Here is a 26792-nt window from a genome sequence, read left to right as displayed (position 1 = left end):
TGTTCCCTGTTTGGCAAAGGAAAGAGACTCGCAATGTCTGATGTCCTGGAGCGATTAGAAGCCCTGTACGCCGATTTTCTGAAAGCGGATGCCGAATCCATAGCCGATGTTTATGCGGCCAATGTGGTTTTTCGTGATCCGGTACACCAGATTGCGGGTATAGAGGCGATGCAAGCGTATTTCGCCGGTGTGTCGGTCAACTTGCTGGAATGTCGGTTTGAATTTGAACGGACAGTCCGGGACGGGCGCTGGCACAGCCTCTGGTGGTCGATGCACTACCGTCATCCAAAACTCAAGGGTGGAGCGTTGCTGACGCTGCGTGGTGCCTCGCTAGTGGGTTTGGATGAACGCGGAGACCGTGTGGTATTACATGAGGATGTATATGACCTCGGCGCAATGATCTATGAGCAGGTGCCACTGCTCGGTGTCGTTATCCGGCAGATAAAGCGGCGCCTGGGTGATCCTGGGTAATAGTGGAGGGCAGAGTGACTGATTCAGCGCGATGGTCGAACAAGTTAAACATATGGATCACCGGCGCCGGTTCCGGCATCGGCGAGGCTTTGGCGCGACGTCTTATTGCCGATGAGCACTTTGTGATTGTCAGTGGGCGAACTCGCGAACCGTTGCTCGCGATCCAGCAATCGGCACCCAAACGCGTGAAAGTGTTGGACTGTGATGTAGGAAACGACCAGTCCATGTCTGAAGCCGGGGCAGCACTGCGCGACGTGACAGACCAGCTGGACCTGGTGATTGCCTGTGCGGGTATCTGTGAATATGAGAATGACCTGACGATGGACATCGGCCGTTATCGCCGAGTCTTCAATGGGAATTTTTTCGGTGTGGTCAATACGCTCAGGGAGTCGCTGCCTCTACTGTCGAACAGTCGTGAACCGGTCTTCGTTGCTGTTGGCAGTTTGTCTTCGGTGGTTGGCTTTCCCCGTGCGGAGGCCTATGGCGCTTCCAAAGCGGCAGTGGAGTATTTCCTCCAGTCGCTGCGCGCGGACACTGTGCATGTTCCCCTGCGTACCGTTCTGGTTCGCCCCGGATTTATCGACACCCCGTTAACGAGAACGAATGATTTCAACATGCCATTTCTGATGAGCCCAGATGAAGCGGCCGAGCGTATTCTGTCCGGCTTAAAACGCAATCAGCACGTTATCGATTTTCCCCGGCGCCTGAGCTGGCCGCTGCGTATGCTCCGATGGTGCCCGGCGGTCTGGTTTCGCCTGATTGCACCTCGTCTGACCAGAATACGTAAATTGAGGAGATCGTAATGCGGATTGCGATTATTGGTAGCGGGATTTCCGGGCTGACCGCGGCTTATCTGCTGAATAAAGACCATGAGATAACACTGTTCGAGGCAGATGACCGCCTCGGCGGCCATACCGCCACGGTAGACGTCGTGGAAGGTGAGCGGAGCTTTGCGGTCGATACCGGGTTTATCGTGTTTAACGACTGGACCTACCCGAATTTTATCAAATTGATGGATCAGTTGGGTGTTGAAAATCTGGCTACCGATATGGGGTTCAGTGTATCCGCTCCGGCATCAGAGTGCGGACGGCAACGGGAAATTGAGTATGCCGGAAATAATTTGAATGCGCTTTTCGCCCAGCGTCGAAACCTCCTCGACGGCGGTCATTGGCGTATGTTGCGGGATATCGTTCGCTTCAATCGCGCTGCAGTGGAGGACTGGAAGCGCGGCGCGCTGCACGAGTCCACAACACTTGGTGCCTACCTGGATGGCAATGGATATTCCGCTGAGTTTGCCTCGCGCTATCTTGTGCCCATGGGGTCCGCTATCTGGTCTGCGAGCATGTCTCGCATGCTGGATTTTTCGGTCGATTTCTTTGTGCGGTTTTTTTATAACCACGGACTGTTTAATCTCTTCAACCGCCCTCAGTGGCGTGTAATAAAGGGAGGTTCGAGAAGTTATATTGCTCCCCTGGCCCAATCGTTTTCCGATCGCATTCATCTCAGCACTCCTGTACAGCGTGTAATGCGTATGGGGTCGCATGTAGAGGTGGAGTATCGGCCGCCATCGGGTGAAGTGTGTTCGCAGCACTTTGACCAGGTGATCTTCGCGTGCCACTCGGATCAGGCACTGGAGATCCTCGGTGATGCCGATTCCGCCGAAAGTGACATTCTCGGCCATATTCCGTATGAGAAAAACTCGGTCGTACTGCACACCGACGAGCGCCTGCTGCCAAAACGGAAGTCGGCGTGGGCAAGTTGGAACTATCGCCTGCAGGGCGATGAGTCCGTATTGCCTGCGCTCACATACAATATGAATATTCTGCAGCGTTTAGACTCCGAAAAAACGTACTGCGTAACCCTGAATGCGGATCAGCTGATTGATCCAGAAAAAGTGATCGGGCGATTCGAGTACGCGCATCCGCAATTCTCTGTGCAGGGGAACTCGGCACAAACGCGCTGGGCGGAGATTAATGGTGTCAATCGCACCTGGTTTTGTGGCGCCTACTGGGCCAATGGCTTTCATGAGGACGGTGTTGTGAGTGCGGTGCGGGTGGCCAAGGCATTGGGAGTGGATTTCTGATGCGTAGTGGCATCTACTCCGGATGGATTCAGCATCGACGATTTTCGCCGAGAACGCACTGGTTTCGCTACCAGGGATTCATGGTTTTTACGTTTCTCGATGAGATTCCCAAGATTCTGGAGCAGTCGTGGTTGTGGTCCGCATCGGCATTTTCCCCCGCCCGTTTCTGTCGTGAAGATTTCTACGGCGATCCTTCTGTCCCACTGGATCAGGCCGTCCGCGACAGGGTGGAGCGCGCGCTCGGAGAGCGCCCTGTGGGGCCCATCGCGTTCCTGGCCAATTGGCGATACTTTGGATACAACATGAACCCCATTAGTATCTATTACTGTTTTGATGCTTCCGGGGAGCAGATCCAAACATTGCTGGTAGACGTTCACAACACGCCCTGGAATGAGCGCCATGGCTATGTGCTACCCGTAAATGGCGGAAGGGTTCAGAGAGCCATTTTCAACAAGTCGCTGCACGTTTCGCCGTTTATGCCCCTCGAACAATCCTATCATTGGCGAAGCACGACACCGGGAAAGCGCCTGACCGTGAGTATCCGCTCAGAGCAAGGAGGGGAGTGTGTTTTCGATGCCTGTATGTCGCTGCAGCGGGAGGAGATTACCCCTGCCGTATTGGCCCGCAAATTGATCCGATACCCACTGTTTACCGTAAAAGTCATTGGGGCCATTTACTGGGAAGCGCTCAGGTTATGGCTCAAGCGCGTACCCATTCATACGCACCCCAAAACGTGAATTACGAATTTTCGACTAAATTTTTGTGTTGGAGAGATTTGTCCGTCATGAACCCTATGCAGAAAGACATTGCGGAAACGGCTGTACCCCCTGTTTCTTCGGATACCGGGCAGGAGGAACTAAATTCCGCTGAGCTCCAGTGGTTCGATCGACTCGCCAGAAAGTTGGTGTTGGCAAAACTGCGCTCGATCAGTGTGGGGACTCTTTACGTTCATGAGAATTTCGGCGAAAAGTCGGTGGCTCAGTTTGGACAGGTTGCAGGCTTCTCGGATATCGAGGCGCACATTCATGTCGACGATCCGTCGACGTACACCCAGGTACTTCTTAACGGAACAATTGGTTCTGGAGAGGCCTATATGGAATCGGCGTGGCGCTCACCGGACTTGGTTCAGGTGATCCGGCTGATGGTCGCCAATGTCGACTTGCTACAGGACCTCGACTCGCGCTGGAGTTTCCTGCACAAGGCAGTGCTGAAAGTGTTGCATCGATTGAATATGAACTCTCTGCGGGGTTCTCGAAAGAATATCGCTGCGCACTATGATCTTGGAAACGATTTCTTCGGGCTTTTTCTTGATCCCACGATGTTGTACTCGAGCGCGGTGTTTCCGTCCGATGGTGCGAGCCTGACTGAGGCATCTGAATTCAAAATGGCCAGGATTTGCCGCAAGTTGCAGTTGAAGCCTTCCGACCATCTGCTCGAAATTGGTACCGGCTGGGGCGGCATGGCGGTTTACGCGGCGAAGCACTTTGGGTGCAAAGTGACTACGACCACCATTTCCCGCGAACAGTACGAATATGCAAGGTCTTGGGTTGAACGGGAAGGGCTGGGTGACAGGGTAACGCTTTTGCTCAAGGATTATCGAGAGCTGGAAGGGCAGTTTGACAAGATCGTATCAATCGAGATGATCGAAGCAGTCGGTCATCAGTACTATGCCACGTTTTTCAGTCGCTGCAGCGCGCTTCTGAAAGAGGATGGAATCATGGTGATGCAGGCGATTACTATCCAGGATCAACGTTTCGATAGCTACAAGAACAGTGTTGATTTCATTCAGCGCTACATCTTCCCTGGCGGTTGCCTGCCATCCAATCAGGTCGTCGCAAATAATGTCGCCGAGCACACCGATATGCAGATCGTTGGGCTCGACGATATTACTTTTGATTATGCAAAAACGCTCGCGTCCTGGCGTGATAAATTTTTCGAACATATCGATGATATCCGTGCTCAGGGTTTTGACCAGCGCTTTATCAATATGTGGGACTTTTACCTCTGCTATTGCGAGGGCGGTTTTCTGGAGCGGGCTATCAGTACTGCACAGTTCACCTTCGCCAAGCCCCGTTGTCGCAAGCTTCCGGATTTGCACTGATACAGTTCTCTTACCCTGATGCGAACTTTGAGCAGTTAACGGAGTTATACGAGTTCCTCAATGATCACGTCGCTACTGGTTATGTCACTTTCGGTGTTTGGTTGTGCCGCTCCGGAAGACGTCAACGAGCGCGCTGAAATAGTCGGTCTAGCGGTATCACCCGCCGATGGCGCTGCGCAATATTGCGAGTACTTCCTTCCTGATCAGGGCCAGTGGCGTGTTCTGTACTTTGATCCCGCGGGAGTGAAAATCGCAGAAAAGCGGTTGCATGGTGATCTGGTTAGCGAGCCTTTGGTCACGGAGCCCCGGCCCGAGGTCGCACAGGAGGACTTTCGGCTTGGGGAAGTCCGGGAGGTTGTACGGGCCGGTGGAGACTGGTTGCTGCGCTATCGTCCGCATGCAGGCGCGAGAATGAAGGAGCGAACTGTGCCCGTCTCGCAGCTGGATGTGGTGGACGCGGGGTTCGATGCTTATGTGCGCGAGCATTATCAAGTTCTCGCGGCAGGGGAAGCGATAGAGTTTGGCTTTGCGTCGCCGCCACACGGTCGCGCTGTTCGCTTGCAGGCCCGTTCCGCATCCTGTCGCTCGAGTGAGGCATTCCTTTGTGTCGACGTCGGTTTGGCCAGCGGACTGTTGCGCTGGATATCTGGCTCGCTTATCTACCTCGAGTACGCGGTCGCGTCTGGCGGCGCTGGATTGCCAGATCAGGATCTGCGCGCTGCCGATCGCGTCGGGCTCCGTCTCAGCAAATTCCGCGGTACCGTGAATGTGCTGGATGGCGCGGGCGAATCCCAGGTTCTCGAAATCCAGTATCACTATCGGTAGGGTGGACAAGCCCACCATTCTGGTCACTTAGCGCTGCCTACCTTTCAGTCTCTCTCCACTTTCACTCCTGTGTCACTGTTACTTCCATCCAGCTTTTCTCTAAGCGACACCTTGTATATTGCAAACCACCATGGCGCGATCTTCCACATTGGTCTAAACCTAAGAGGACACAGGCGACAAAATGTGATGAGGGGCGCCAATGAAGTTCAGTTTTATGGCCGCTGTGGGCCTGAGCGCAGTAACCCTGTTTGGCTGTGCCTATCAGCAGGAGCAGGTGTACGGAGCCGGCGATATCGTGATCGATACGCAGGGGGTCAATATGCGGCAATATCAGCTGGACCTGGCAGACTGCAAATCCATGTCGATGGCGGCGCGCAATGACGCCGGACGACGCGGTGTCACCCGTGCCGCGGGAGGCGCGTTGCTGGGCGGTGCGCTGGGCGCAATTATTGGTGATACCAGCAGCGCCGCGGCGGGTGCTGCAGCGGCCGGTGCGCTGATCGGCGGGGTGAGTGGTGTGGGTAGTGCCCATGCTGAACAGAATTACATTGCGCGCAATTGCCTGCGCGGACGCGGGTATCGAGTGTTGAACTAGGTAAGTTATTCGGCAAACCACAGGATGTTGCGCCGGGCTTGTACGCCCGGCTTTTTTGCATCTGTTGGCTGGTCGGTGTGCCCGTCTCCGATTGCCTGTCATCAAAATGCCATGAAAAATTCATATCCCTGACCCCACGCTTTCGAATATGTCGTTAGAATCTCCGCAAAAATAGCAGGGGGTTCCATGCGCTTATTTTCTAATCTGATTCTGACGGTATTCCTGGCTCTCGCTGGCGGCTTGGTCGTCGCCGAGCCACAGGACAACGTGCACGCGAAACTCGAACAGCGTGTTTCTGCGATCATTGACCGTATGTCTGAAGAGCTTTCACCGGCCGAGCGAATTGCGCTGACGCCGGAGTCAGTGGTGGCGTTTCTCTCGCCGGAGGAGCGCGATTACCTCGGCACGGCTTTTTCCCGCTTCCAGGTAGATCGCAGTGCGGTCATTTTTGTCGCATTTGACGCGTCCTACGGAGAGACGCCGTTCTGGCTTGTTGACCAGAAATTCACTCGTCGTGCGGAGCTGGATTTTATCGTGGATGAGGAAGACCCATACCACGTGTGGTCTAAAGAGGTGGCGCCTGGTGCGGTGCACCTTGGGGTGCCGAGCCTCTCCGGCGAGCTGAAACCCTATCTGGTCTTTGCTGCTCCGGCCAATGGGCGCGAGATGGTCAGAATCACTCCGCTGACGGCAGGCGCTGATGTTGAAATTGCAAAGGTCGGCGGCAAGCCGTTTATTGACGACAACGATTACTTCAATACCCTGCCGAAAGCATTGGTGGGTCTTCCGGTGCTGCGTAGTTTCGAGAGTTGGGAGCTTGTTTCCCGCTTTGTTGGGTATTTCCGTGAGACGCGCTACCCGTCATCTCCGCGCCCAGACCATTTACAGCTGACCTGGCAGGGGGACCCGGCGACCAGTGCCACGGTGCAGTGGCGGACCGATGACAGTGCGCGTCAGGGGCTGCTGTGGGTGGCACCCAAAAGTGACTTCTTTGCGCGCGGGATGAAAGGAGTAGAGCGCAAGACCGCCAAATCTATCGAATTGCGCACCCGTCAGGTGGTCAATGATCCGGTGGTGCGATTGCACCGGGTTGCCCTGCAGGGACTCAAGCCCGCGACCGATTACCTCTATGCGGTGAGTGCCGACGGCGGCAAGAGCTGGGGCGAGCCGCGAGAGTTCCGCACCGCGGCGTCCGTGCCGAATGAGCCATTCTCGTTTGTCTATCTCGGTGATCCCCAGAATGGGCTGGATCGCTGGGGGCAGTTGATCCGTCAGGCCGACTTTGAATTCCCGCACGCGCGCTTCTACATGATTGCGGGAGACCTGATCGATCACGGCCAGGAACAGGATAACTGGGACCAGTTTTTCCACGAGGGCAGTTCCGTATTCGATCGCTCCATGGTGGTGCCGGCACTGGGCAACCACGATAGCCACGGTGGCCACCCGACCCTGTACCTGAAGCAATTTGCGTTGCCTGAGAACGGCAGCAGCAAGCTGGATCCCGGGCGCACGTATCATGTGACCTATCAGGACTTGCTGGTGGTGGTCATGGACTCCAACTATCACCTGGTGGAACCCGAGCTGCAGGTGGACTGGCTGGATCGAGTGTTGGGCGAGAGCGATGCACGCTGGAAAGTGGTGATTTATCACCACCCGTTCTATGCCTCCCGTGAGGGCCGGGATAACAAATCCATCCGCGATACCTGGGGCCCAATCTTCGACAAACACAATGTCGATATCGCATTCCAGGGGCACGATCACGCCTATATGCGCACCGTCCCCATGCGTGGCAACGAGCCGGTTGCCAAGGGTGAGCAGGGAACTATCTATCTGGTGGCGGTCTCCGGCACCAAAATGTATGAGCAGGAGTTACCAGAGTTTGCGGCGTTTGGTGCAGTGAATACCCGAACCTATCAGGTAATTGATGTGAACCCATTGATCGGCTCACTCAAGTACCGTGCAATTGACGATCAGGGAACGGTGATTGATGAGTTTTCACTGATGAAACCGGCGGGAAGCGCGCAGGCAAAGAGGTAGTAGCGGTCCTGAAAAATATCATCCAGTGATAGACCCAGACACAAAAAAGCCCGGAAATTCCGGGCTTTTTTGTGTCTGGGTCCGTTGGCGCAGTTACTGCCCCAGGGTGAACAACTGTGTGTTGCCACCTGTGGCAACGGTATTGATGGTCTTCGTTTTTTCGTTGGCGAAGCGGAACAGGTAGTGCGGACCACCGGCTTTGGGGCCGGTGCCGGAAAGTCCCATACCACCAAACGGGTTTACGCCGACCACTGCGCCGACCATGTCGCGGTTTACATAGCAATTGCCTGCGTCGATGCGTTTGAAAATCGCACCGGCACGCCCTTCGATACGGGAGTGCAGCCCGAAGGTCAGGCCGTAGCCTGTAGCGTTGATCCGACGGATTACGTCTTCCAGTTCGTCGGCCTTAAAGCGCACCACATGCAGGAAGGGGCCAAATACTTCGCGCTTGAGCAGATCAAAGTTTTCAATCTCGACTACCTGCGGGCCAAAGAACGTACCGGTGTTCGGCTGTTTTGCCGCGTCGAAGGAGAATAGCGGCTTGGCTTCCTGAGCCATACGCTCGCGATGTTTCTCAAGCAGACCCAGGGCTTTTTCGTCAATGACGGGGCCGATATCGGTCTCCAGTCTGGACGGATCGCCCAGGCTCAGTTCTTCGCACGCGCCTTTCAGCATGTTCAGCAGGTTGTCCGCGATCACGTCCTGTACGCAGAGGATGCGCAGTGCGGAACAGCGCTGACCGGCACTGAGGAAGGCGGATTGAATGACATCGTCCACCACCTGTTCGGGCAGGGCAGTGGAGTCCACGATCATTACGTTCTGGCCACCGGTTTCCGCAATCAATGGAACAATCGGACCTTCTTTGGCAGCCAGCTGCATATTGATGTGCTTGGCGGTTTCTGTTGAGCCGGTGAAGGCAACACCGGCAACGCGCGGGTCATCCAGTAGTGGCTTGCCGACGGCGGCGCCTGTACCGGTAATCAGGTGCAGTACCTTTGCCGGAACTCCCGCTTCGTGCATCAGCTGGATGGCGCGGGCGGCGATCAGTGGGGTCTGCTCTGCGGGCTTCGCCAACACGCCGTTGCCGGCAGCAAGAGCGGCGACTACCTGGCCGGTGAAAATGGCCAGTGGGAAATTCCACGGGCTGATGCAGACAAAGACACCGCGGCCACACAGGCTCAGTTCATTGCTTTCACCGGTTGGTCCCGGCAGCACGGTCGGTGTGCTGAAATGCTGGCGTGCACCGTTGGCGTAGTAGCGACAGAAGTCGACCGCTTCACGCACCTCGGAAATACCGTCGTTCAGGGTTCGGCCGGCTTCGCGACAGATCATTGCCACCAGCTCGTCCAGGTGTTGCTCGTACAGGTCGGCGACCTTGTCGAGGATCTTCGCACGTGCATTGCCGCCGAGGCGGTTCCAGGCACGCTGGTGCTCGGATGCGAGCTCGAACGCTTGCTGAATTTGTGCCGCACTGGCGTTGGCAGTATGGCCGACCAGTTCGCCGGTCGCTGGGTTCACCACGGGCAAATCTGCCGCAGCGGCAACACCGTTAACGATGGGGCCACCGGTCCAGGATTGATCCTGGGTGGCTTCCACTGCCTGCAGCAACGGCTCGACGGCATGTGGGTCAGTAAGCTCGATACCGGATGAATTTTTGCGTGGCAATGCCTCGTGGCCCAGATAGATGTCCGCTGGTACCGGGATTTCCGGATGGCGGTACGGGTTGCAGGCTTCACTTTGCTTGAGGGTATCCTGCACCAGTTCTGCGACCGGTGTTTTTTCGTCCATAAAGCGGTTGACGAAAGAGCTGTTGGCACCATTTTCCAGCAGGCGGCGAACCAGGTAGGGAAGCAGGTCTTTATGTGCGCCGACCGGCGCATAGACCCGTACCGGTACGCGCTTGCCGTGTACCGCTTCGATCTGGTCGTAAAGCAGGTGGCCCATGCCGTGCAGGCGCTGGAATTCGTAGTCATTCCCGTCGCCTGCCAGCTCAAGGATCAGGCCTACGGTGTAGGCGTTGTGGGTGGCGAATTGCGGATAGATGGCATCGCGACCATCCAGAAGTTTCTTCGCGCACACCTGGTAGGAGAGGTCGGTGTGGCACTTGCGGGTATACACCGGGTAATCCGCCAGGCCCATCTGTTGCGCGTGCTTGATCTCGGTGTCCCAGTAGGCACCTTTTACCAGGCGCACCATCAGTTTGCGCCCGGTGTCGCGGCCGAGGGCGATCAGCCAGTCGGCGACGTGGGGGGCGCGCTTTTGGTAAGCCTGCAGAACAAAGCCCAGCCCCTGCCAATTGGCCAGCTCCGGATCGCGGGCGAGAGACTCAAAGATGTCCAGGGAGATATCCAGGCGCTCGGCTTCTTCCGCATCGATGTTTAGTCCCATATCGTACTTGGCCGCGGCTGCACACAGGGACTTTACGCTGGGCAGCAGTTCGGTCATTACGCGCTCGCGCTGCAGTTCGCTATAGCGCGGATGCAGGGCCGAAAGCTTGATGGATATGCCGTTGGCCTCCACCACATCGCGTTTGGTGTTGTCAGCGCCAATGGCTTCAATGGCCATCATGTAGGCGTCGTAGTAGCGCTGCGCATCGGACATGGTGCGCGCGCCTTCGCCCAGCATATCGAAGGAAAAGCGGGTGCCCGGCACGTTTTCCGCGGGGCCACGTTTGAGTGCTTCTTTGATGGTGCGACCGAGCACATACTGGCCGCCCATGATTTTCATCGCCTGCATCATGGAGGTGCGGACCATGGGCTCGCCCATGCGGCTGACCAGGCGTTTCATCATGGTAGATGGCTTTTCCGTGATGTCCGGGTCCAGCTCCACAATGTTGCCGGTGAGCATCAAACCCCAGGTGGAGGCATTTACGAACAGGGAGTCAGATTGGCCGCGATGGCTGGACCAGTTGCCAGAGTGCACCTTTTCGGCGATCAGTTTGTCGGCTGTGTCCGCGTCCGGTACCCGCAGCAGGGACTCCGCCAGGCACATGAGCGCCACGCCCTCCTTATTGGAAAGGCCGAACTGCTGAAGAAAGGCATCCAGTGTGCCGCGCTTGCTGCGCTGCTCGCGGGATTTGACCACCAGCTGGCTCGCGGTCGACAGGATTTTCTCCCGCAATGCTTCGCCCGGGCGCGGGGCCGCCAACAGCTCACTGACGCACTGGTTCTCGTCCGCATGCAGATACTTGCGGGCGTTCTGGCGCGCGCTCTTCAGTTCTCCGGCGAAGTGTGTAGGCATAGGTATTTCCTTAGAACTCCCTGGGGGAAATGGATGCAGGATAAAAACCCGGATTATGTGGGATTAATCCCAGAATTAATCTCCATTTTGGAAGAAAGTGTGGTTAAATATCGGGGTTATCCGGTTAATCACCAGTAGGGTATTTTGCTATGTCTCGGAAATTGGAAGATCTGGACCGTATTGATCGCCAGATTCTGCGGATTCTTCAGCGCGCAGGCCGCCTTCCCAATGTGGAACTGGCGCGACGCGTCAATCTGAGTCCTACGCCGTGCCTCGAACGGGTCAAGCGTTTGGAGCGTGAAGGCTTTATTAAAGAATATGTTGCGCTGCTGGACCCGCTGAAGGTCCATGCGGGCCTCGTTGTCTATATCCAGGTATCCCTGACGGATACCGCGACCGAAGCGCTGGAAGCATTCAATAAGCATTTGTCCAGTCTCGAAGAGGTTCAGGAGTGCCACATGGTGGCCGGCGGCTTTGACTACCTGGTAAAAATTCGTATCAAGGATATGCTCGGGTACCGCCAATTCCTTGGCGAAAAGCTCGCTTCGGTACCCGGTGTGCGGGAAACCCATACCTATGTGGTGATTGAGGAAGTAAAAACCGATACCTCGGTGGCTATCCCGGAGCAGGACCTCAAAAGCGGCAAGCGCTGAGTGTTCCGTGGTACCCGTCTCTGTATGGAAACGTCCGTTCCCCAGACCGTGAGCAATAACCGCCGCGCGACCTGGTTTGCGCTGGCGGCAGTGCTGTGCTGGTCTACAGTGGCCAGCGCATTCAAGCTATCCCTGCAGTATCTGTCGCCGCTGCAGTTGGTGACCATTGCGTCTGTTGTATCCACCGTGTTTATGGGGGCGGTAGTAGTGTGGCAAGGGCGTGTGCGGGAAATAGGCTGTGCCTGGCGGCATTCCCGGGGCTGGTTTCTTGCTCTGGGATTTTGCAATCCCTTCCTCTATTACCTCGTTCTGTTTCATGCCTATGATTTGCTGCCGGCACAACAGGCACAGCCTCTCAATTACACCTGGGGAGTAGTGCTTGCGCTGTTATCCGTGCCGGTGCTGAAGCAGACGTTGCGCCGGCAGGACCTGCTCGCTGGTCTGGTGTGCTATGGCGGGGTACTGGTGATTGCCACGCGGGGGAATCTGGCCGAGCTTCACTTTGAACAGCCTTGGGGCGTTGCGCTGGCACTGCTCAGTACGCTGATCTGGTCCTGCTACTGGTTGTTGAACACCCGTATCGGCGGCAATGCGGCGGTAAATCTGTTTCTGACATTCTGTTGCGGGCTGCCCTGGTTGGCGGCTGCAGTGTGGTGGCAGGGGGGATGGCATTGGCCGCCGCTCGCCGGTTGGATTGGTGCTACCTACGTTGGCCTGTTCGAAATGGGAATCGCCTTCCTGCTCTGGCAGGCTGCGCTGATGAATTGCGACAATACTGCGCGTATCAGTAACTTTATTTATCTCTCTCCGCCGTTGTCGCTGTTGCTGATTGCCCTGCTGGTTGGAGAGAGTATTCACCTGGCCACCATTGGTGGGCTGGCACTGATACTTCTGGGTGTGGCAATCCAGCAGGGTGCAGTACGGCGGTTGCTGCTGGGTCTAAAGTCGATTAAACACTTATAACAATAACGATGCATTCTGGGATATACGTAACGGCCAGATGCATTCGAAGATGAGCGAGAAACTGTCATGAATTTTGAACTGTCCGATGAACAACAGATGATTCAGGAAGCTGCGCGGCAGTTCGCTGACAGCGAACTGAAGCCGATAGCCGCCGATCTGGATAAAACCGGCAACCGCCCGCTGTTTTTGCAAAAGCTCAAGGAACTGGCAGAGCTTGGATTTATGGGAATCAATATCGACCCGGAATTCGGCGGTACAGGGGCGGGAACCGTCGCCTTCAGTCTCGCCATTACTGAAATTGCGCGGGGCTGTGCCTCCACTGCCACCACGACTTCGGTTACCAACATGGTGGCTGAAGTGATTCAGGCAAAGGGAACCGAAGATCAAAAAGGGTATTTTCTGCCCAAGATCTGCAGTGGTGAATACCCGGCGGGATCATTCTGTCTGACAGAGCCAAGCTCCGGTTCCGATGCTGCGGCCATGCGCACCCGTGCGGTGAAAGATGGTGATCACTATGTGTTGAATGGCAGCAAACTGTTTATCAGTAGTGCCGAGTTTGCCGGGGTGTTCGTGGTTTGGGCGGTGACCGATTTCGCAGCGCCGAAAGGAAAGGGCATTTCCTGTTTTCTGGTGGAGGCCGGTACGCCGGGACTGGTGATCGGCAAGGCAGAAGAAAAGATGGGGCAGAAGGCCTCGGTCACGAATGAAGTCGCCTTTGAAGATTGCCGTGTGCCTGCGGCCAATATGCTGGGTGACGAAAACCGTGGTTTTCGCATAGCTGCAGGTGAGCTGGCGGGTGGTCGGATCGGCATTGGCTCTCTGGCGCTCGGTATCGGGCTCGAAGCATTGGATTGCGCTCGGGCTTATTTACAAGAGCGCGAGCAGTTCGGCAAACCGTTGGCCCAGTTCCAGGGTTTGCAGTGGCAGTTAGCGGATAAATTTACCGAGATGGAGGCCGCCCGTCTGTTGCTGTTACAGGCTGCATGGCAAAAGGATGCCGGCAAGCCATTCGGGCCTGCAGCGTCCATGGCAAAACTGTATGCTTCTGAAAAGGCCAATGAAGCCTGTTACGTTGCCCTGCAAATGCATGGTGGTGTTGGTTACACTCGTGAGTTTCCACTTGAGCGGATGGCGCGCGATGTGCGTATCACCACTATTTACGAGGGTACCAGTGAAATTCAGCGCTTGATTATTGCCCGTCATCTACTGGAAGGCGTGCGCTAACTCGCGAGTATCGGCCACACTCGCAATAACAAAGCCCCAGTAGCCGCTCCCGGCTGCTGGGGCTTTGTGGTTTGTAGGGTAGGCCACGGTTCCCGTTTCAAAGATTTTAAGGAGGGTCGGATTTTGAATCCTCAGACTGACACACCCCAAAGACACGCGTGGCTGATCGGGGCGCGGGAGGCCATCCCGTTGCTTGGTGGATATATCCCCGTGGCGATTTCCTTTGGTCTGATCGCGGTGCAGTCCGGGTTTACTGCGTGGGAGTCGGTACTGATATCCACGCTCGTTTACGCCGGTGCATCCCAATTCCTGTTTGTCGCTATGGTCGCTGCCGGTGCGCCGCTGTGGTTTGTGGTGGTAATGACTTTGTTGATCAATGCGCGGCACGTGGTCTACGGGCCGAATATTGCGCCCTGGCTTTCAGGAAGCCGATGGTGGCCCTGGCTGATGCACGGATTGACCGATCAGATTTTCGCGCTGTCCCATGTGCGCCTGCCCCAGCTCCGAGCCGATGAACGGATGGGATGGTATATCGGTGTTTCTGTAGTTGCATGGTTCAGCTGGATTGGCGGGACGGCACTGGGGGCTGTTGCTGGCAAAGAGTTAACACAGCGCTGGCCGCTTCTCGGCGAAGTCATGCCGTTTGCTCTGCCCGCGTTGTTCCTGGTTTTACTGGCTCCGAAATTCGCGTCCAGACACTGGGCTATTACTCTTGCTGCAACGGTCACGATCGCACTTTCCTTTGCCGTGTTCGGTATGAAAAACGCCGCAATTCCAATTGCTGCCTTGTGTGGGGGGCTGGTGTATTACGGTCTTAATATCTTGGTGCGCGACAAAATTTACCGCGCTGGTGGGGGAGAGAATGGGTAGCGAACTCTGGTTTGCGCTAATTGCCACTGCGCTGGGCACCTTCTTGATGCGGGCACTGCCGCTGATGTGGATGCGTCGACACCTCATGCGAAAACAGGTCGCCAATTCGCTGGATGCAATGCCTGCATGGCTTACGGTGCTCGGACCGCTGATGATTTCCGCGATGTTTGGCGTGTCGCTGGTGCCATCGACAATCAACCCCGTCAGCTGGTGGGCAACAGGTTTCGGTGTGCTGGTTACCTATGTTGTGTGGCGCTATACCCACTCGCTAGGCTGGCCGGTGTTTGCCGGTGTCGCCGCATACGGGGGCATCGTACTGATGGTCGGCGCTGGCTTTTGATCGGGATTGCGGCGTACAGATCACCCTGGATGTAATTCGTGCACAGATAGACGGTGGCGTTGGCCGCAGCAACCGGCAAGCGCTACTACACTCTGCGTATTAAGACCTGATTGTGAGAAGACTGAATTTTCGATGTCGAGTCACCTAATCGCGCTGCTAAAAACCTGGTATCCGTTGCGGGATCGTTGCGACTGGGTATTGGGCAGCGTCTATAAAACCGAAGGCCCCTGCTACCGAAAAGCGGGCGCTATGATGCTGTTCAGTTCCGATGGGCACCAGCTCGGTATGCTGAGTGGTGGTTGCCTCGAATCAGATATTCACCAGCAGGCCCGCCGGGTCATGCACAGCCGGCGGGCGGTTACCCTGACCTATGACGGCAGTGATGAAGACGACCTGTCGTTCCAGCTTGGGATCGGGTGTGGTGGTACCGTACATATCCTTTTGCAGCCGGTGTATCAGGAGAATCTCTACCTTCATCTGGACCAGCTGCATCAGGCACTGCAATCATTCCGCTCCGGTTATTTTTATCAATTGATACCGGGTAGTGATGGTTCGGTGTGCACCCGCTTTATGGGCAACGATCCCGTGGAGCGGCGTTCTTTTCGGGGCAGTGCGCAGCTCGTGGAAGAGGGCACAACTCTCTGGTTGTGCACCGCGGTTTCACCGCCACCCCACCTACTGATTGTTGGTGGTGGAATTGATGCTCGCCCACTGGCAGCGATGGGACACCAATTGGGCTGGCGTATCAGTGTCTGGGATTCTCGTCCAGCCAATGGGCGGCGAGAGTATTTTCCTCATGCCGATGAACTTCTAAGCTGTCCGGTAGAAGAGTTACAAGACTTCGCCCGTAATCAGCAGGTCAACGCAGTGGTGTTAATGAGTCACAATATTGCACTGGATGCTGCGGCTTTGTCGGTTCTACACGAGGAGTCGCTGTTGTATCTCGCACTGCTTGGCCCGCACAACCGCCGGGACCGCGTCGTTCGTGAGGCCGGCCTCGAATCGAACCAAACACAGCAAAAGATATCCGGTCCAGCGGGCCTTGAAATCGGTGCGGACCTCCCGGAAACCATCGCGCTATCCATTCTCGCTGAGTGCCAGGCTGTGTTGAATCAGGGAAGCGGGCGATCTATCAGCGGTACGCTTACCCATGTCTGAGCTCCGAATTGCGGCACTTATTATGGCTGGCGGTGCGTCGACGCGATTCGGTGGCTGCAAGCATCTGGCTGATGTCGATGGCCAGCCCATGCTGCTACGGGCTATTCACTGTGTTCGGGAATTGGTCACGGATACCTACGTGGTTACCGGAGCGTGGCACCGTGAAATCAGCAAGGCCTTGTGCCACGAGCGCCGCGCCGGTGTGACACTCGTACGTAACGCCGAGTGGCAAAGGGGGCTGGGTACGGCAATCGCCACAGGGGTAGGTGCACTTGAGGCCGAGTATGACGGGGTACTGATTACCCTTGCGGATCAGGTGGCCGTTACCCGAAAAGATATCCGGGCACTCCTCTCGCAATTTGAAGGGGATAATATGGCCTGTGGAGTTTACGCGGGAAGCCGGGGAGTGCCGGCTATATTTGGTGCTCAATATTTTGCTCTTCTTGAGCGCCTCTGTGGTGATCAGGGGGCGCGGTCAATACTGAATACTGCGGAATTCCCAATTGCCGAGTGTGAAATGCTGCGCGCTGCCATTGATATAGACACGCACCAGGACCTTGTTCGTTGGCACGAAAACTAGTGGTCCATACGAAAAGTTGTGTAACTGTTCGCTTCGCCAAAGTGCCCAGCTCTGCGTTGAGAAAGCTTGAAATAGAACCACTATTCCTGCGCTTTCTCGCCTTGATCTGAACACTTTGGCTGTGCTCCTTAGTTACCGAACTTTCCGCATGGACCACTAGGGAGCCATCGAATCGGACGTTTCCGAGCATACTCACCTGCGGCCTCCTGGCACAAATCTCCTCCCACTATTTCGCTGTGGGAAATTTATCAAACCTGATTAATTCCTCACGCTTATCGCATCGACGACCTAAGGTAATCCGGGAAATGGTGCCGAAGTACTACTTTATGCAATACCGGGACTCTCCCTGGGTGGAACCGTGGTATTGACGGATAAGGGCGAAAAGTTAACGGTTTTGACGCTAACCCTTTCTCCGAGAAAGAATAAAATTTGATCTTCGAAACAAACTTGGATGATTAGCAATGCGACGTTCTGCACTTAAACTGGCTTTACCGCTATTCACGCTTATGGCGTGTTCCGCAAATGCGGAGACGTTTACCCTGAATAGTAGTGATATCTCTCACGGCGAATTCATGAATAAGCAGCATGAATTCCAGGGGTTTGGTTGCAGTGGCGATAATGCCTCACCGCAACTGTCCTGGAAGGGCGCTCCGGAAGGCACCGAAGCGTTCGCGTTGATGGTCTACGACCCGGATGCGCCGACGGGCAGTGGCTGGTGGCACTGGCAGCTGATCAATATTCCTGCTTCGGTAAACAGCCTTCCGGCTGGAGCAGGCGATCCAGGTAAGAAACTGGCGCCAGACGGAAGTGTCAGTATCGCCAATGACTACGGCGTAAAGGGATTTGGTGGCGCCTGCCCTCCGCAAGGCCATGGTGTACATCGATATCAGTTCACTTTGCACGCTCTGTCGAAAAAACTCACCCTTCCTGAGGGCGCATCTGGAGCCCTGGCTGGCTATATGGTGAAGGCGCACTCTCTGGCTTCCACGAACATAGAAGCCCTGTACGAGCGTAAATAAACAGCCAAACTCTCCAGTGCTTGGAAGACTATTTCTTGCTTAGGTGACAGGGTGCTGTAGAATTTTGCCGTATCACTGCTCGTAGGAAGCCTTTCCTGCGTCTTCGCTTGAGATGATGGTTTATCTCGGCCACTCGGTGGTGTTATTCCAATGGATGGACAGGAAGCGTTGTGGTTTCAGGTAATTTAATGGGGCAGGGGTCTCTCTCGCACGAAAAGCTTAAGGATATGGCAAGAACCGCTGTTGGCGGTAGCGCTGTCCTGCCATTTTCCGTTTATTCTTCGGTCAAGGAACAGCGCTTGGCCAATGTTCCCGTTATTAAGCCGCTACTTATCTTTATTCTTGGTGGCACTAAGCTCCTGGGAAAGGAAAAGGAGAAGTGCCCCTCAGGAAGTTTTGTATTCCTCTCCAATAGCCCCGATGTGGATATGAGAAATATCCCCAATAGCGATAATGAGTATTTTGCTGTATTGCTGGAGTTTGATTATTCTGACTTCAGTCAGTTTGGGCACAAGCCGAAGAGTTCTAAGAAGTATTTCCAGGGGGAGATTGATAGATCATTAGGTTTGGCTCTCGGTCAGCTGATAGAGTTTTCGACTCAGGTGCCACATGAGGCCCTGAAGTTTCGCAAGCAAGAGCTATTGAACTTAATCTACTTGTCTGGTCACGAAGAGGTTTGCGCTATAGCCGAGCCTCCGAGTTTGAGTCACCAGGTTTATGAAATAATCAACCGTGATATCTCGGAAGATTGGGGCGTCGATCGACTATGCACGATTTTGTGTATGAGCGAATCGACATTGCGCCGGAAGTTGAAGGCCGAAAACACCAGTGTCCAGGATATTAAGAATCGAACCAAGCTCGGCTTCGGCTTGCATTTGGTGCAAAGTACTATCGAGCCCATCGGAATCATCGCTGAACGATGTGGCTATCAATCACAATCCCGATTTACCGATCAGTTCAAGATGTTGTTTGGTATGACGCCGAGCGAGCTGAGAAAAACGCGATAGAAGGATTAGGGTGAAAATTTGCCGGTTTTATGGGTTTTGGGGTGCGCCAACTCTTTTAGCGTGATTCGTGCATATCTACCCGCCAATGAGATACGCTCGCGAACAGCAGCGCTGCTTAATCAGCGCTGCTTTCCGGGTATTCGATGACCGAAATATAGTAAGTCACCCAATTTTCAAACTGCTGAATCTCTACCTCGTCATCTAACCGCTTTCCCAGTATTGCGCGCGCAACGGGGGAATCCATTGATATCAATCCTTCCTTTACGTTGAACTCATCCGGGCCGACAATACGGTACTTCACGGTATTGCCATCTTCGTCTTCCAGCGTCACCCAGGCGCCGAAGAATACTTTTTCCCGGTCTTCGGGAATACGGTCGACCACGGTTATTTCTTCGAGTCGTTTTGTGAGGAAGCGGACACGACTGTCGATTTCTCGCAGCCGCTTCTTGCCGTAGATATAGTCCGCGTTTTCACTGCGGTCTCCGAGTTTTGCTGCATCGCTCACGGCCTGGGTAACTCGCGGGCGTTCAACTTCCCAGAGATGTTTTACCTCTGCACGCATACGCGCTGCCCCTTCTGCTGTTATATAGCGAGAGCCGCGTGGCCGCGGTGGGCGCCAGCGGCCCATCAGGGCTTTGCCTCTAAATTGTCGATTGCGATCCCCGGGCCAGCTTTCGGCAGCGGGAAATCAAAGATGCGGCTGTAAAATTCCAGCTCACCTTCCAGTGCCATTTTGATACTGCTCGCCGAGCGGAAACCATGTCCTTCGTCTTGGAATGTAATGTAGGCCACTGGAGTACCGCGTTCGCGCAATGCGTTTACCATGGTTTCCGCTTGGTTCGGTGGCACGACTTTATCTTCCATGCCCTGGAAGAAAATCACCGGACACTGCAGCTGTTCAATATGGTTGATGGGGGAGCGTTGCCGATAAATGTCTGTGGCCTCTGGCCAGGGGCCGACCAGATTGTCGAGATAGCGAGACTCAAATTTATGTGTATCCTGCGCGAGGGTACTCAGATCGCCGATACCGTAGTGGCTTGCACCTGCGGAAAATGTGTTATGGAAGGTGAGGGCGGCCAGTACGGTGTATCCCCCGGCGCTGCCACCTTTGATGAGCAGCCGCTCAGGATCGGCGAGTCCCTGTTCTACGAGATATTCCGCTCCGGCACAGACGTCCTCGACATCGAGCAGGCCCCAGTTGTTTTTCAGTCGATCGCGGTAGGCGCGACCGTAGCCGGTACTGCCCGAATAATTGACATCCAGTATGCCGAAACCGCGGCTTGTCCAGTATTGGACCTTCAGGTTGAGGCCGGCGGAGGTTGATCCGGTAGGGCCGCCGTGGCCGAATACGATTAGGGGTGGCTTCTCGTCCGGGCATCCGCGGAAATTCGGATTGTGCGGCGGATAATAAAAACCATGTACCTCGCGTCCGTCTTTTTCAAAGGTCACTGACTGTGCTGGCGAAAAATTGGCTGCATCTATGGGGGATGAGCTACTGCTGAATACGGTTTGTATGTCGCCAGACTCTCCGGAATACAGGTACACAGTGGGGAACTCGATTGCACTGCTGCCAATAAAGAGCGCCTGGTTTTGCTCGCAGCGGACGCTTTCGAAGTCACATCCGGGGTGCTCCACTAGGGTGTGTGTGCCGCGTTTCAGGTCAATACGTGCGAGCTGCCAGCGTCCGCTTTCAGTAAATGTGCAGAACAGGGTATCCCGGTCCAGAAAGCCGTAGGTGGACATGCTGAAAACCCATTGGGGTGTGGCGAACTCTGCGGCCTTTTCCCAAAGAGGGGTGTCGCTGCCGGTCCAGTAAATATTCCACCAGTTGTTTTTGTCGGAGACGTAATACAGGTCACCGGCTGGCGACCATTGTGGCTGGAAGATGGACTCGCCTGTGCTGCCGGCTACTTTTTCGATTTTGCTAACGGCGCCATCCCGATTAAGTTCCGCAAGCATTAGCTCCGTGGCGTCCCAGGGCATATCCGGGTGGTGCCACTGCAGAAAGCTCAGTTGCTTTCCATCGGGGCTGAGGCTGGGTGAGGCGTAAAAGTCAGCACCTTCGGCGAGCACTGTGTAGTGGAGCCGTGTGCTGTCTCTCTCGTGATTTTGTTCGCCTTGCCGCTCGGCGTCATCCAGATCAATGGCGATCAATTGCGCCACTGGCTCTTGATCCGGGTTTGATTCATCTTCCAGGACACAGATCAATCGATTGTGGTGATGGTCCAGTTGCAGATCAGCGTAATGAAAGGGGCCCTCAGGGGTCACCGCTTCTGGTGTCTGGCTATCCAGTGCCATCCTGTATATACGCTGGTCGGCGGCGAGTACAAAATATACCGCGCCGTTTCCTACGGTATAGGCGCCGCCGCCATATTCGTGTGCTTTGGAGCGAACGCTCAGCGGCGCTGGAATCAAATCCCGTTTGCGTATGTTATCCGGTTCGTCGATCTCACATTGCACCAGTACCGAGCGGCCTTTTTCTGCGGGGCGGGATTCCAGCCAGTAGGCTTTTCCATCAAACAGTCGTACTTCACTCAGACGTACGTTGCCAGCTGTGAGGAGGTCGGCGTTGATTGCCGACTGCCAACTTCCATAGGGGGCCTCTTTCTGTGTCGAATCGGGTGCTTTGTCGGTTTTATGATCACTTCTGGACAAGCTGGTTCTCCTATCGCCCGGAATATTTCTTTGCGTCATTGTACGCCGGTCGAACCGGCCGGCAAGAGGCGCTGTTTCGCCAATTGCGATTGTGCTACGCTCGGCCATACCCTAGAAAACCAAGCAAGTGCTTGGTCGGCTTTGTGCGTCAAATGACGGGTTGCGCGGGTCTTTGTATCTTGTGTTTCTTGTAATGTTGCATGCTCAACATAGCTGGCCAAACCTGCGTCTGCCGGGAGATCCGCAATGTCTGAGTCATCGCCCGCCGCCACATTGGCTTCGTCCGATGAGGTGGTAATTACCTGTGCTTTAACCGGCGTCCTTACCAATCCCGCTCAGTACCCGGTACCGGTGACGCCACAGGAAATGGCTGCTTCTGCAAAGGAGGCTTTCGATGCCGGCGCTTCCGTCATGCATATCCATTTTCGTGTACAGGAGCCGGGCAAGGGGCATTTGCCGAGCTGGGACCCTTCGGTTGCGCGGACCATTGCCGAGGCTATTCGCGAATCCTGCCCTGGCGTTATCTTGAATTTCACCACCGGAACCATTGGTCGTGATCAGCGGGGTGCGCTGGATTGCCTGCGCGCCGGGAAGCCCGAGATTGCTGCGTGTAATGCGGGGAGTCTCAACTACCTTAAGGCCCGCGCCAGTGGCGAATGGGCGTGGCCGCCCATGCTGTTTGAAAACAGCGTGGAGAAGGTGGAGGAGCTGCTTGACGTGTGCCGAACAGTGGGGATACGTCCGGAGTTCGAGTGCTTCGATGTCGGTATAGTTCGGTCTGTTGGGATGTTTTCCGACGTAGGCATGGTCGCGCAACCGAATTACAACCTGGTGATGGGGGTAGCTTCCGGCATGCCCGCAGACAGTGATCTGCTGTCTATTCTGCCTCGTTATATGAAGCGCGGTGCGCTGTGGCAGAGCACACTGATTGGTCGTGAAGAAATCTGGCCCGTACATCGTAGAACCGCAGAGCTCGGAGGGCACTTGCGCAGTGGAATGGAAGACACATTCTATTTACCCTGCGGTGAACGCACCCGTGGAAATGGCGACTTGATCGAGGCTCTGGTTCAGGTGGCGGAGCAGGCCGGTCGCACCGTTGTGTCTCCTGAACGGGCACGGCAGATTTTTCTCTAGGGCGAAACTGAATACGCTGGAAATGCCTCTCGGTGCGCGGGGTTGGTCGTTAATCGGTGCGACATACAGTGAATGGCTGGCCCTTTGCAAGATATGCAACGCCGTTCTCTGCAACTGCTAGTCTTAGATTGATTGCGCTATTCGGCGCCAGTTGGTTAAGACACTTTCGGAATATTCCGGAACCGGTTCATAGCGGTGGAGTGGAGTATGCAGGGTATTTGGGATAGCTTGGCTGCACTGGTGAACTGGGGGAACAGTCTGACCTGGGGCGGTCTTTGGGGGATCTGGTGGCTGGGCATCCTGATTGCCGCGCTGCTGCCAGCTGGCCTCTATTTCACCATTCGTACCCGCTTTATTCAGTTTCGTGCCTTTGGCCATATGCTGCGAGTAATGGCGCGCAGCTTTCGCAAAGAGCACGATGGCTCGGTTTCATCCTTTCAGGCATTTGCCACCAGTGCGGCAGCTCGTGTCGGCACGGGCAATATCGCTGGCGTCGCGGTAGCGATTACCGCTGGCGGACCCGGTGCCATTTTCTGGATGTGGGTCGTTGCCATGGTCGGTATGGCGACGAGTTTCATCGAAAATACCCTGGCACAGGTATTCAAAGAACAGGGGGAGACGGCAGGGACTTTTCGTGGCGGCCCGGCCTACTACATTGACAAAGGGCTGGGGCACCGTTGGAAGTGGCTTTCCGTTGTTTTTTCCGTTTTTCTGATTATCTGCTTTGGTTTCTTTTTTAATGCGGTACAGGCCAACGCCATGTCGGAGGCGATACACGCAGCCTGGGGTGTCAATCCTATGCTGGTGGGTGCGCTGATCGCCGTACTGGCCTCATTGATCGTTTTTGGCGGGATCAAGTCCATCGGCAAATTTGCCGGGGTTGTGGTGCCGGTTATGGCATTGATCTACATCGCGATTGCCGTTGTTATCATCCTGATGAATTTTTCCCGTGTACCGGAAGTGTTCGGCCTGATCTTCAGCAATGCATTTGGGATGCAGGAGGCGGGGGCCGGTGCCTTTGGGGCTGTAGTGGCAAATGGTATAAAGCGAGGCCTGTTTTCCAATGAAGCGGGTATGGGGTCGTCCCCGAATGTGGGCGCGGTTGCCGATGTGAAACACCCGGTGGTTCAAGGTTATGTGCAGATGGCATCCGTGTTCCTGGATACCATGATGATCTGCAGTGCCACCGCGGCCATCATTCTGCTGAGTGATGTCGAGCTGGGCGGGATGGTAGAAGGTGTAACCCTCACTCAGGCGGCACTAGCCAGTGAAGTGGGTGAGTGGGGCAGCAGTTTTATTGCGCTCGCACTAATTTTCTTTGCTTTTACCTCTATTATCGCCAACTACTACTACGCGGAAACCAATATCTTTTATCTGTGGCACTCACGGGTATCTATTGCGTGTTATCGGTTTCTGTATATTGGCTTTATTCTATTCGGTGCCTGGGTGGCCTGGAGCGGGAGCTCGGGCAACTTTCAGTTGCTGTGGAACATGGCCGATATGTCCATGGGTTTTATGGCCAGCGCTAACTTGCTTGCGATACTGCTGTTGTCCGGCGTTGCTATCAAAGTGTTTGCGGACTATGAGGCACAGCGGGACCGCGGTATCGATGAGCCTGTATTCGATGCGCGCGAACACGATATTCGCGGAATCGAAAGTGATGTCTGGGGTGGCGGTCCGCATGTTCCCGGTGAGCACGACTGACCCACTACTAGCTGGCGCGCCTATTTTTTAGCGCCGACAGTGTCACCCATTCAAAGGTGTCAACTCCTGGTCGCTCTCGATCATGACCAGCGCCTGGCCGGTTTTAATTTGGTCACCGACATTGCCTGAAATGGAGCGCACGATCCCGTCGCAGTCCGATCTCAATGCATGCTCCATTTTCATCGCTTCCATGGTTGCCACGAGGTCTCCACGTCGGACCCGGGTGCCCACCTCTACGCAAACCTCGATCAGGCTACCCTGCATCGGCGCCCGAATTTCGCCGCTACCCTCCAATTCAGTACCCCGGGCCGGGGTGTAGGTCTCATCGGTGAATTCCCATTGTTGCCCCGCAAAGATCAGCGTAAGCAGCGCGTTTGCCCGATACCACTGAGCCGACACCTGCTGCCCATTGATCAATACAGGCTGTTTTTTCGCGGAGGCGGCGTGCAGTGGCTGGGGGACGGCGATGTGAATGGTTTCACCGGATTCGCCGTCCAGTTGATATTCGCCATTCCCTGCTGATCTTAGGCGAAACGGGGTGACGGCTTCCCCGTCGGAAATCAGGTATTGCCGGGGAGCGGGGTAGCCTCCACTGTGCCAATTGGCGCGACCTTTGTGCAGGTCGACCGGTGATAGTGTGAGGTGGTGGAGTAATGTGACAGCGAGTGCCCTGGCGGTTTGCCCAGACGATTCAGATGCGGACCTTGCAGTAAATTGTGTGGTAATAAAGCCTGTATGAGCACCGCCACTAGCGAACGTGGAGTCCTCAAGGATCTGTTTTAGAAAAAAGCGATTGTTGCGCGGGCCAATGAGCGGGAGGTTGTCCAGCGCCTCGACCAGGTGGTTACGTGCCTGCAAACGGCTTTCTCCCCAGGCCATCAACTTCCCCAGCATGGGATCGTAGTAGGGGGAGATGTTCAGGCCTGTCTTTAGTCCGTGATCAAATCGGACTCCGGCGGTAGCGGATATGCTGCCCTCGGCTAACGCACCCGAAGGCTCCCATGCCTGAATAATGCCACTCTGGGGAAGAAATTCGTGCTCTGGGTCTTCTGCATAAAGGCGTACTTCGATCGCGTGGCCGCGCAACATCACGTCTGATTGTGCGAGGGGGAGGGGTTCTCCGCGAGCAATGGCCAACTGCCACGCGACCAGATCGGTACCTGTGATCAGTTCTGTCACGCCGTGCTCTACCTGAAGCCGGGTATTCATCTCCAGGAAATAGAAGTTTTCATCAGCGTCCAGTAAAAACTCGACGGTGCCGGCTCCGGTGTACTGGCACGCTTGTGCGAGGGCGACCGCCGACTGGCCCATTCTTGCTCGCAGCGCCGGGCTGACTGCGGGTGATGGAGCCTCTTCCACCATCTTCTGATGGCGACGTTGCACTGAGCAGTCCCGCTCGCCGAGGTGGATGCAGTTTCCCTGTTGGTCCGCAAAAATCTGAATCTCGATATGTCGGACCTGGCTCAGGGCTTTTTCCAGAATGACTTCGTCGCTGCCGAATGCGGCAAGGGATTCTGATCTCGCCGACTTGAGCTGTGCATCGAATGCCTGGGAGTCCTCGGCGATACGCATTCCGCGCCCTCCGCCACCCGCTGCGGCCTTGAGCATCAGAGGGTATCCGATTTTGTTGGCCTGGCGGCGCAATTCCGCCGTATCGTCACTGCCCTGATAACCCGGAATACACGGCACCCCGGCAGAAATCGCAAATTCTTTCGCACGACTCTTATTCCCCATCAGTTCGATGACTTCGGCAGATGGCCCAATAAACGTCAGCCCGGCCTTTTCACAGGCGCGGGCAAATTCGGCATTTTCTGACAGGAATCCATAGCCGGGGTGAACACAGTTGGCGCCACCACGCAGTGCGGCATCGATAATTTTTTCAATATCCAGATAGGATTCTTGTGGGGTGTTACCGCCAATGGGTATCGCGATATCAGCAGCCTTAACATGAGGCGCTTTCCTGTCGGCATCGCTAAAAATGGCCAATGTGGAATAGGCGTGTTGCTTTGCCGTGCGCATGATGCGCAAGGCGATTTCCCCGCGATTGGCGATCAGCAATTTGGGCATGAAGTGGCTCCCTCTCACGGAAATCCGGTTGTGCGTCAGTCGTGGCTTATCAGAAGAGTCCGGCCA

The 26792-nt window shown here is 55.4% G+C and carries 23 protein-coding genes; 19 read left to right on the top strand and 4 right to left on the bottom strand.

Annotation, left to right across the window (positions count from 1 at the left end):
- Positions 1-33: 33 nt before the first annotated feature.
- The 8 genes from ACYX4K_RS07160 (at position 34) to ACYX4K_RS07125 (ending at position 8112) form a co-directional block, all read left to right on the top strand.
- Entirely contained in the window at positions 34-471 is a 438-nt protein-coding gene (locus ACYX4K_RS07160; RefSeq protein WP_475092812.1) for a nuclear transport factor 2 family protein, read from the top strand.
- Positions 472-485: 14 nt separating this feature from the next.
- Positions 486-1274, top strand: coding sequence for an SDR family NAD(P)-dependent oxidoreductase (locus ACYX4K_RS07155; RefSeq protein WP_475092813.1), 789 nt, complete (start codon positions 486-488; stop codon positions 1272-1274).
- On the top strand, positions 1274-2554 hold the full coding sequence (locus ACYX4K_RS07150; protein WP_475092814.1) for an NAD(P)/FAD-dependent oxidoreductase: 1281 nt from the start codon (positions 1274-1276) through the stop codon (positions 2552-2554). The genes ACYX4K_RS07155 and ACYX4K_RS07150 overlap by 1 nt, the downstream gene beginning before the upstream one ends.
- Positions 2554-3291, top strand: coding sequence for a DUF1365 domain-containing protein (locus ACYX4K_RS07145; protein ID WP_475092815.1), 738 nt, complete (start codon positions 2554-2556; stop codon positions 3289-3291). Before ACYX4K_RS07150 ends, ACYX4K_RS07145 begins: the two co-directional genes overlap by 1 nt.
- 56 nt (positions 3292-3347) lie before the next feature.
- On the top strand, positions 3348-4655 hold the full coding sequence (locus ACYX4K_RS07140) for a class I SAM-dependent methyltransferase (RefSeq protein WP_476178801.1): 1308 nt from the start codon (positions 3348-3350) through the stop codon (positions 4653-4655).
- 60 nt (positions 4656-4715) lie between these two features.
- On the top strand, positions 4716-5480 hold the full coding sequence (locus ACYX4K_RS07135) for a hypothetical protein (RefSeq protein WP_475092817.1): 765 nt from the start codon (positions 4716-4718) through the stop codon (positions 5478-5480).
- A gap of 199 nt (positions 5481-5679) precedes the next feature.
- Positions 5680-6075: a glycine zipper family protein gene (locus ACYX4K_RS07130; RefSeq protein ID WP_475092818.1), complete on the top strand. Its 396-nt coding sequence runs from the start codon at positions 5680-5682 to the stop codon at positions 6073-6075.
- A gap of 186 nt (positions 6076-6261) precedes the next feature.
- Complete coding sequence (locus ACYX4K_RS07125; RefSeq protein ID WP_475092819.1) at positions 6262-8112, top strand: purple acid phosphatase family protein; 1851 nt, start codon at positions 6262-6264, stop codon at positions 8110-8112.
- Positions 8113-8205: 93 nt separating this feature from the next.
- Here the strand turns inward: ACYX4K_RS07125 and putA are convergent, their stop codons facing one another.
- Entirely contained in the window at positions 8206-11352 is a 3147-nt protein-coding gene (putA, locus tag ACYX4K_RS07120; protein WP_475092820.1) for a bifunctional proline dehydrogenase/L-glutamate gamma-semialdehyde dehydrogenase PutA, read from the bottom strand.
- A 149-nt stretch (positions 11353-11501) separates the two neighbouring features.
- Between putA and ACYX4K_RS07115 the strand changes: the two genes are divergently transcribed.
- The 9 genes from ACYX4K_RS07115 to ACYX4K_RS07075 all read left to right on the top strand — a co-directional run bounded on the left by ACYX4K_RS07115 (position 11502) and on the right by ACYX4K_RS07075 (position 19166).
- Entirely contained in the window at positions 11502-12005 is a 504-nt protein-coding gene (locus tag ACYX4K_RS07115; RefSeq protein WP_475092821.1) for an Lrp/AsnC ligand binding domain-containing protein, read from the top strand.
- Positions 12006-12029: 24 nt separating this feature from the next.
- The gene (locus tag ACYX4K_RS07110) at positions 12030-12968 is read left to right on the top strand and encodes a DMT family transporter (protein WP_475092822.1); all 939 of its coding nucleotides are present in this window, start codon (positions 12030-12032) and stop codon (positions 12966-12968) included.
- Between the two features lie 66 nt (positions 12969-13034).
- Positions 13035-14192 carry an acyl-CoA dehydrogenase family protein gene (locus ACYX4K_RS07105; RefSeq protein WP_475092823.1) on the top strand — a complete coding sequence of 386 codons (1158 nt, stop codon included), beginning with the start codon at positions 13035-13037 and terminating at the stop codon, positions 14190-14192.
- Positions 14193-14315: 123 nt separating this feature from the next.
- A complete protein-coding gene (locus tag ACYX4K_RS07100; protein ID WP_476178800.1) occupies positions 14316-15062 on the top strand; it encodes an AzlC family ABC transporter permease in 747 nt (248 codons plus the stop codon).
- On the top strand, positions 15055-15402 hold the full coding sequence (locus tag ACYX4K_RS07095) for an AzlD domain-containing protein (protein WP_475092824.1): 348 nt from the start codon (positions 15055-15057) through the stop codon (positions 15400-15402). The genes ACYX4K_RS07100 and ACYX4K_RS07095 overlap by 8 nt, the downstream gene beginning before the upstream one ends.
- A gap of 132 nt (positions 15403-15534) precedes the next feature.
- A complete protein-coding gene (locus tag ACYX4K_RS07090; RefSeq protein ID WP_475092825.1) occupies positions 15535-16560 on the top strand; it encodes an XdhC family protein in 1026 nt (341 codons plus the stop codon).
- Positions 16553-17140: a nucleotidyltransferase family protein gene (locus tag ACYX4K_RS07085; RefSeq protein WP_475092826.1), complete on the top strand. Its 588-nt coding sequence runs from the start codon at positions 16553-16555 to the stop codon at positions 17138-17140. The genes ACYX4K_RS07090 and ACYX4K_RS07085 overlap by 8 nt, the downstream gene beginning before the upstream one ends.
- 572 nt (positions 17141-17712) lie before the next feature.
- Complete coding sequence (locus ACYX4K_RS07080; RefSeq protein ID WP_475092827.1) at positions 17713-18159, top strand: YbhB/YbcL family Raf kinase inhibitor-like protein; 447 nt, start codon at positions 17713-17715, stop codon at positions 18157-18159.
- Between the two features lie 170 nt (positions 18160-18329).
- On the top strand, positions 18330-19166 hold the full coding sequence (locus ACYX4K_RS07075; RefSeq protein ID WP_475092828.1) for a helix-turn-helix domain-containing protein: 837 nt from the start codon (positions 18330-18332) through the stop codon (positions 19164-19166).
- A gap of 115 nt (positions 19167-19281) precedes the next feature.
- Here the strand turns inward: ACYX4K_RS07075 and greB are convergent, their stop codons facing one another.
- Complete coding sequence (greB, locus tag ACYX4K_RS07070; protein ID WP_475092829.1) at positions 19282-19794, bottom strand: transcription elongation factor GreB; 513 nt, start codon at positions 19792-19794, stop codon at positions 19282-19284.
- Complete coding sequence (locus tag ACYX4K_RS07065; protein ID WP_475092830.1) at positions 19794-21821, bottom strand: S9 family peptidase; 2028 nt, start codon at positions 21819-21821, stop codon at positions 19794-19796. Before ACYX4K_RS07065 ends, greB begins: the two co-directional genes overlap by 1 nt.
- Before the next feature lie 246 nt (positions 21822-22067).
- On the opposite strand from ACYX4K_RS07065, the gene ACYX4K_RS07060 reads away from it, so the two are divergent.
- Both ACYX4K_RS07060 and ACYX4K_RS07055 read left to right on the top strand, forming a co-directional pair.
- The gene (locus tag ACYX4K_RS07060) at positions 22068-22955 is read left to right on the top strand and encodes a beta-keto acid cleavage family enzyme (RefSeq protein WP_475092831.1); all 888 of its coding nucleotides are present in this window, start codon (positions 22068-22070) and stop codon (positions 22953-22955) included.
- Positions 22956-23162: 207 nt separating this feature from the next.
- On the top strand, positions 23163-24659 hold the full coding sequence (locus ACYX4K_RS07055) for an alanine/glycine:cation symporter family protein (protein WP_475092832.1): 1497 nt from the start codon (positions 23163-23165) through the stop codon (positions 24657-24659).
- Between the two features lie 42 nt (positions 24660-24701).
- Here the strand turns inward: ACYX4K_RS07055 and ACYX4K_RS07050 are convergent, their stop codons facing one another.
- A complete protein-coding gene (locus ACYX4K_RS07050; RefSeq protein ID WP_475092833.1) occupies positions 24702-26726 on the bottom strand; it encodes an acetyl/propionyl/methylcrotonyl-CoA carboxylase subunit alpha in 2025 nt (674 codons plus the stop codon).
- Between the last annotated feature and the right edge of the window lie 66 nt (positions 26727-26792).

This window comes from Microbulbifer sp. ABF4_107, assembly GCF_056312215.1.
The sequence above is the reverse complement of the archived record's forward strand: the minus strand, read 5'-3'. Positions and strand labels throughout refer to the sequence as shown.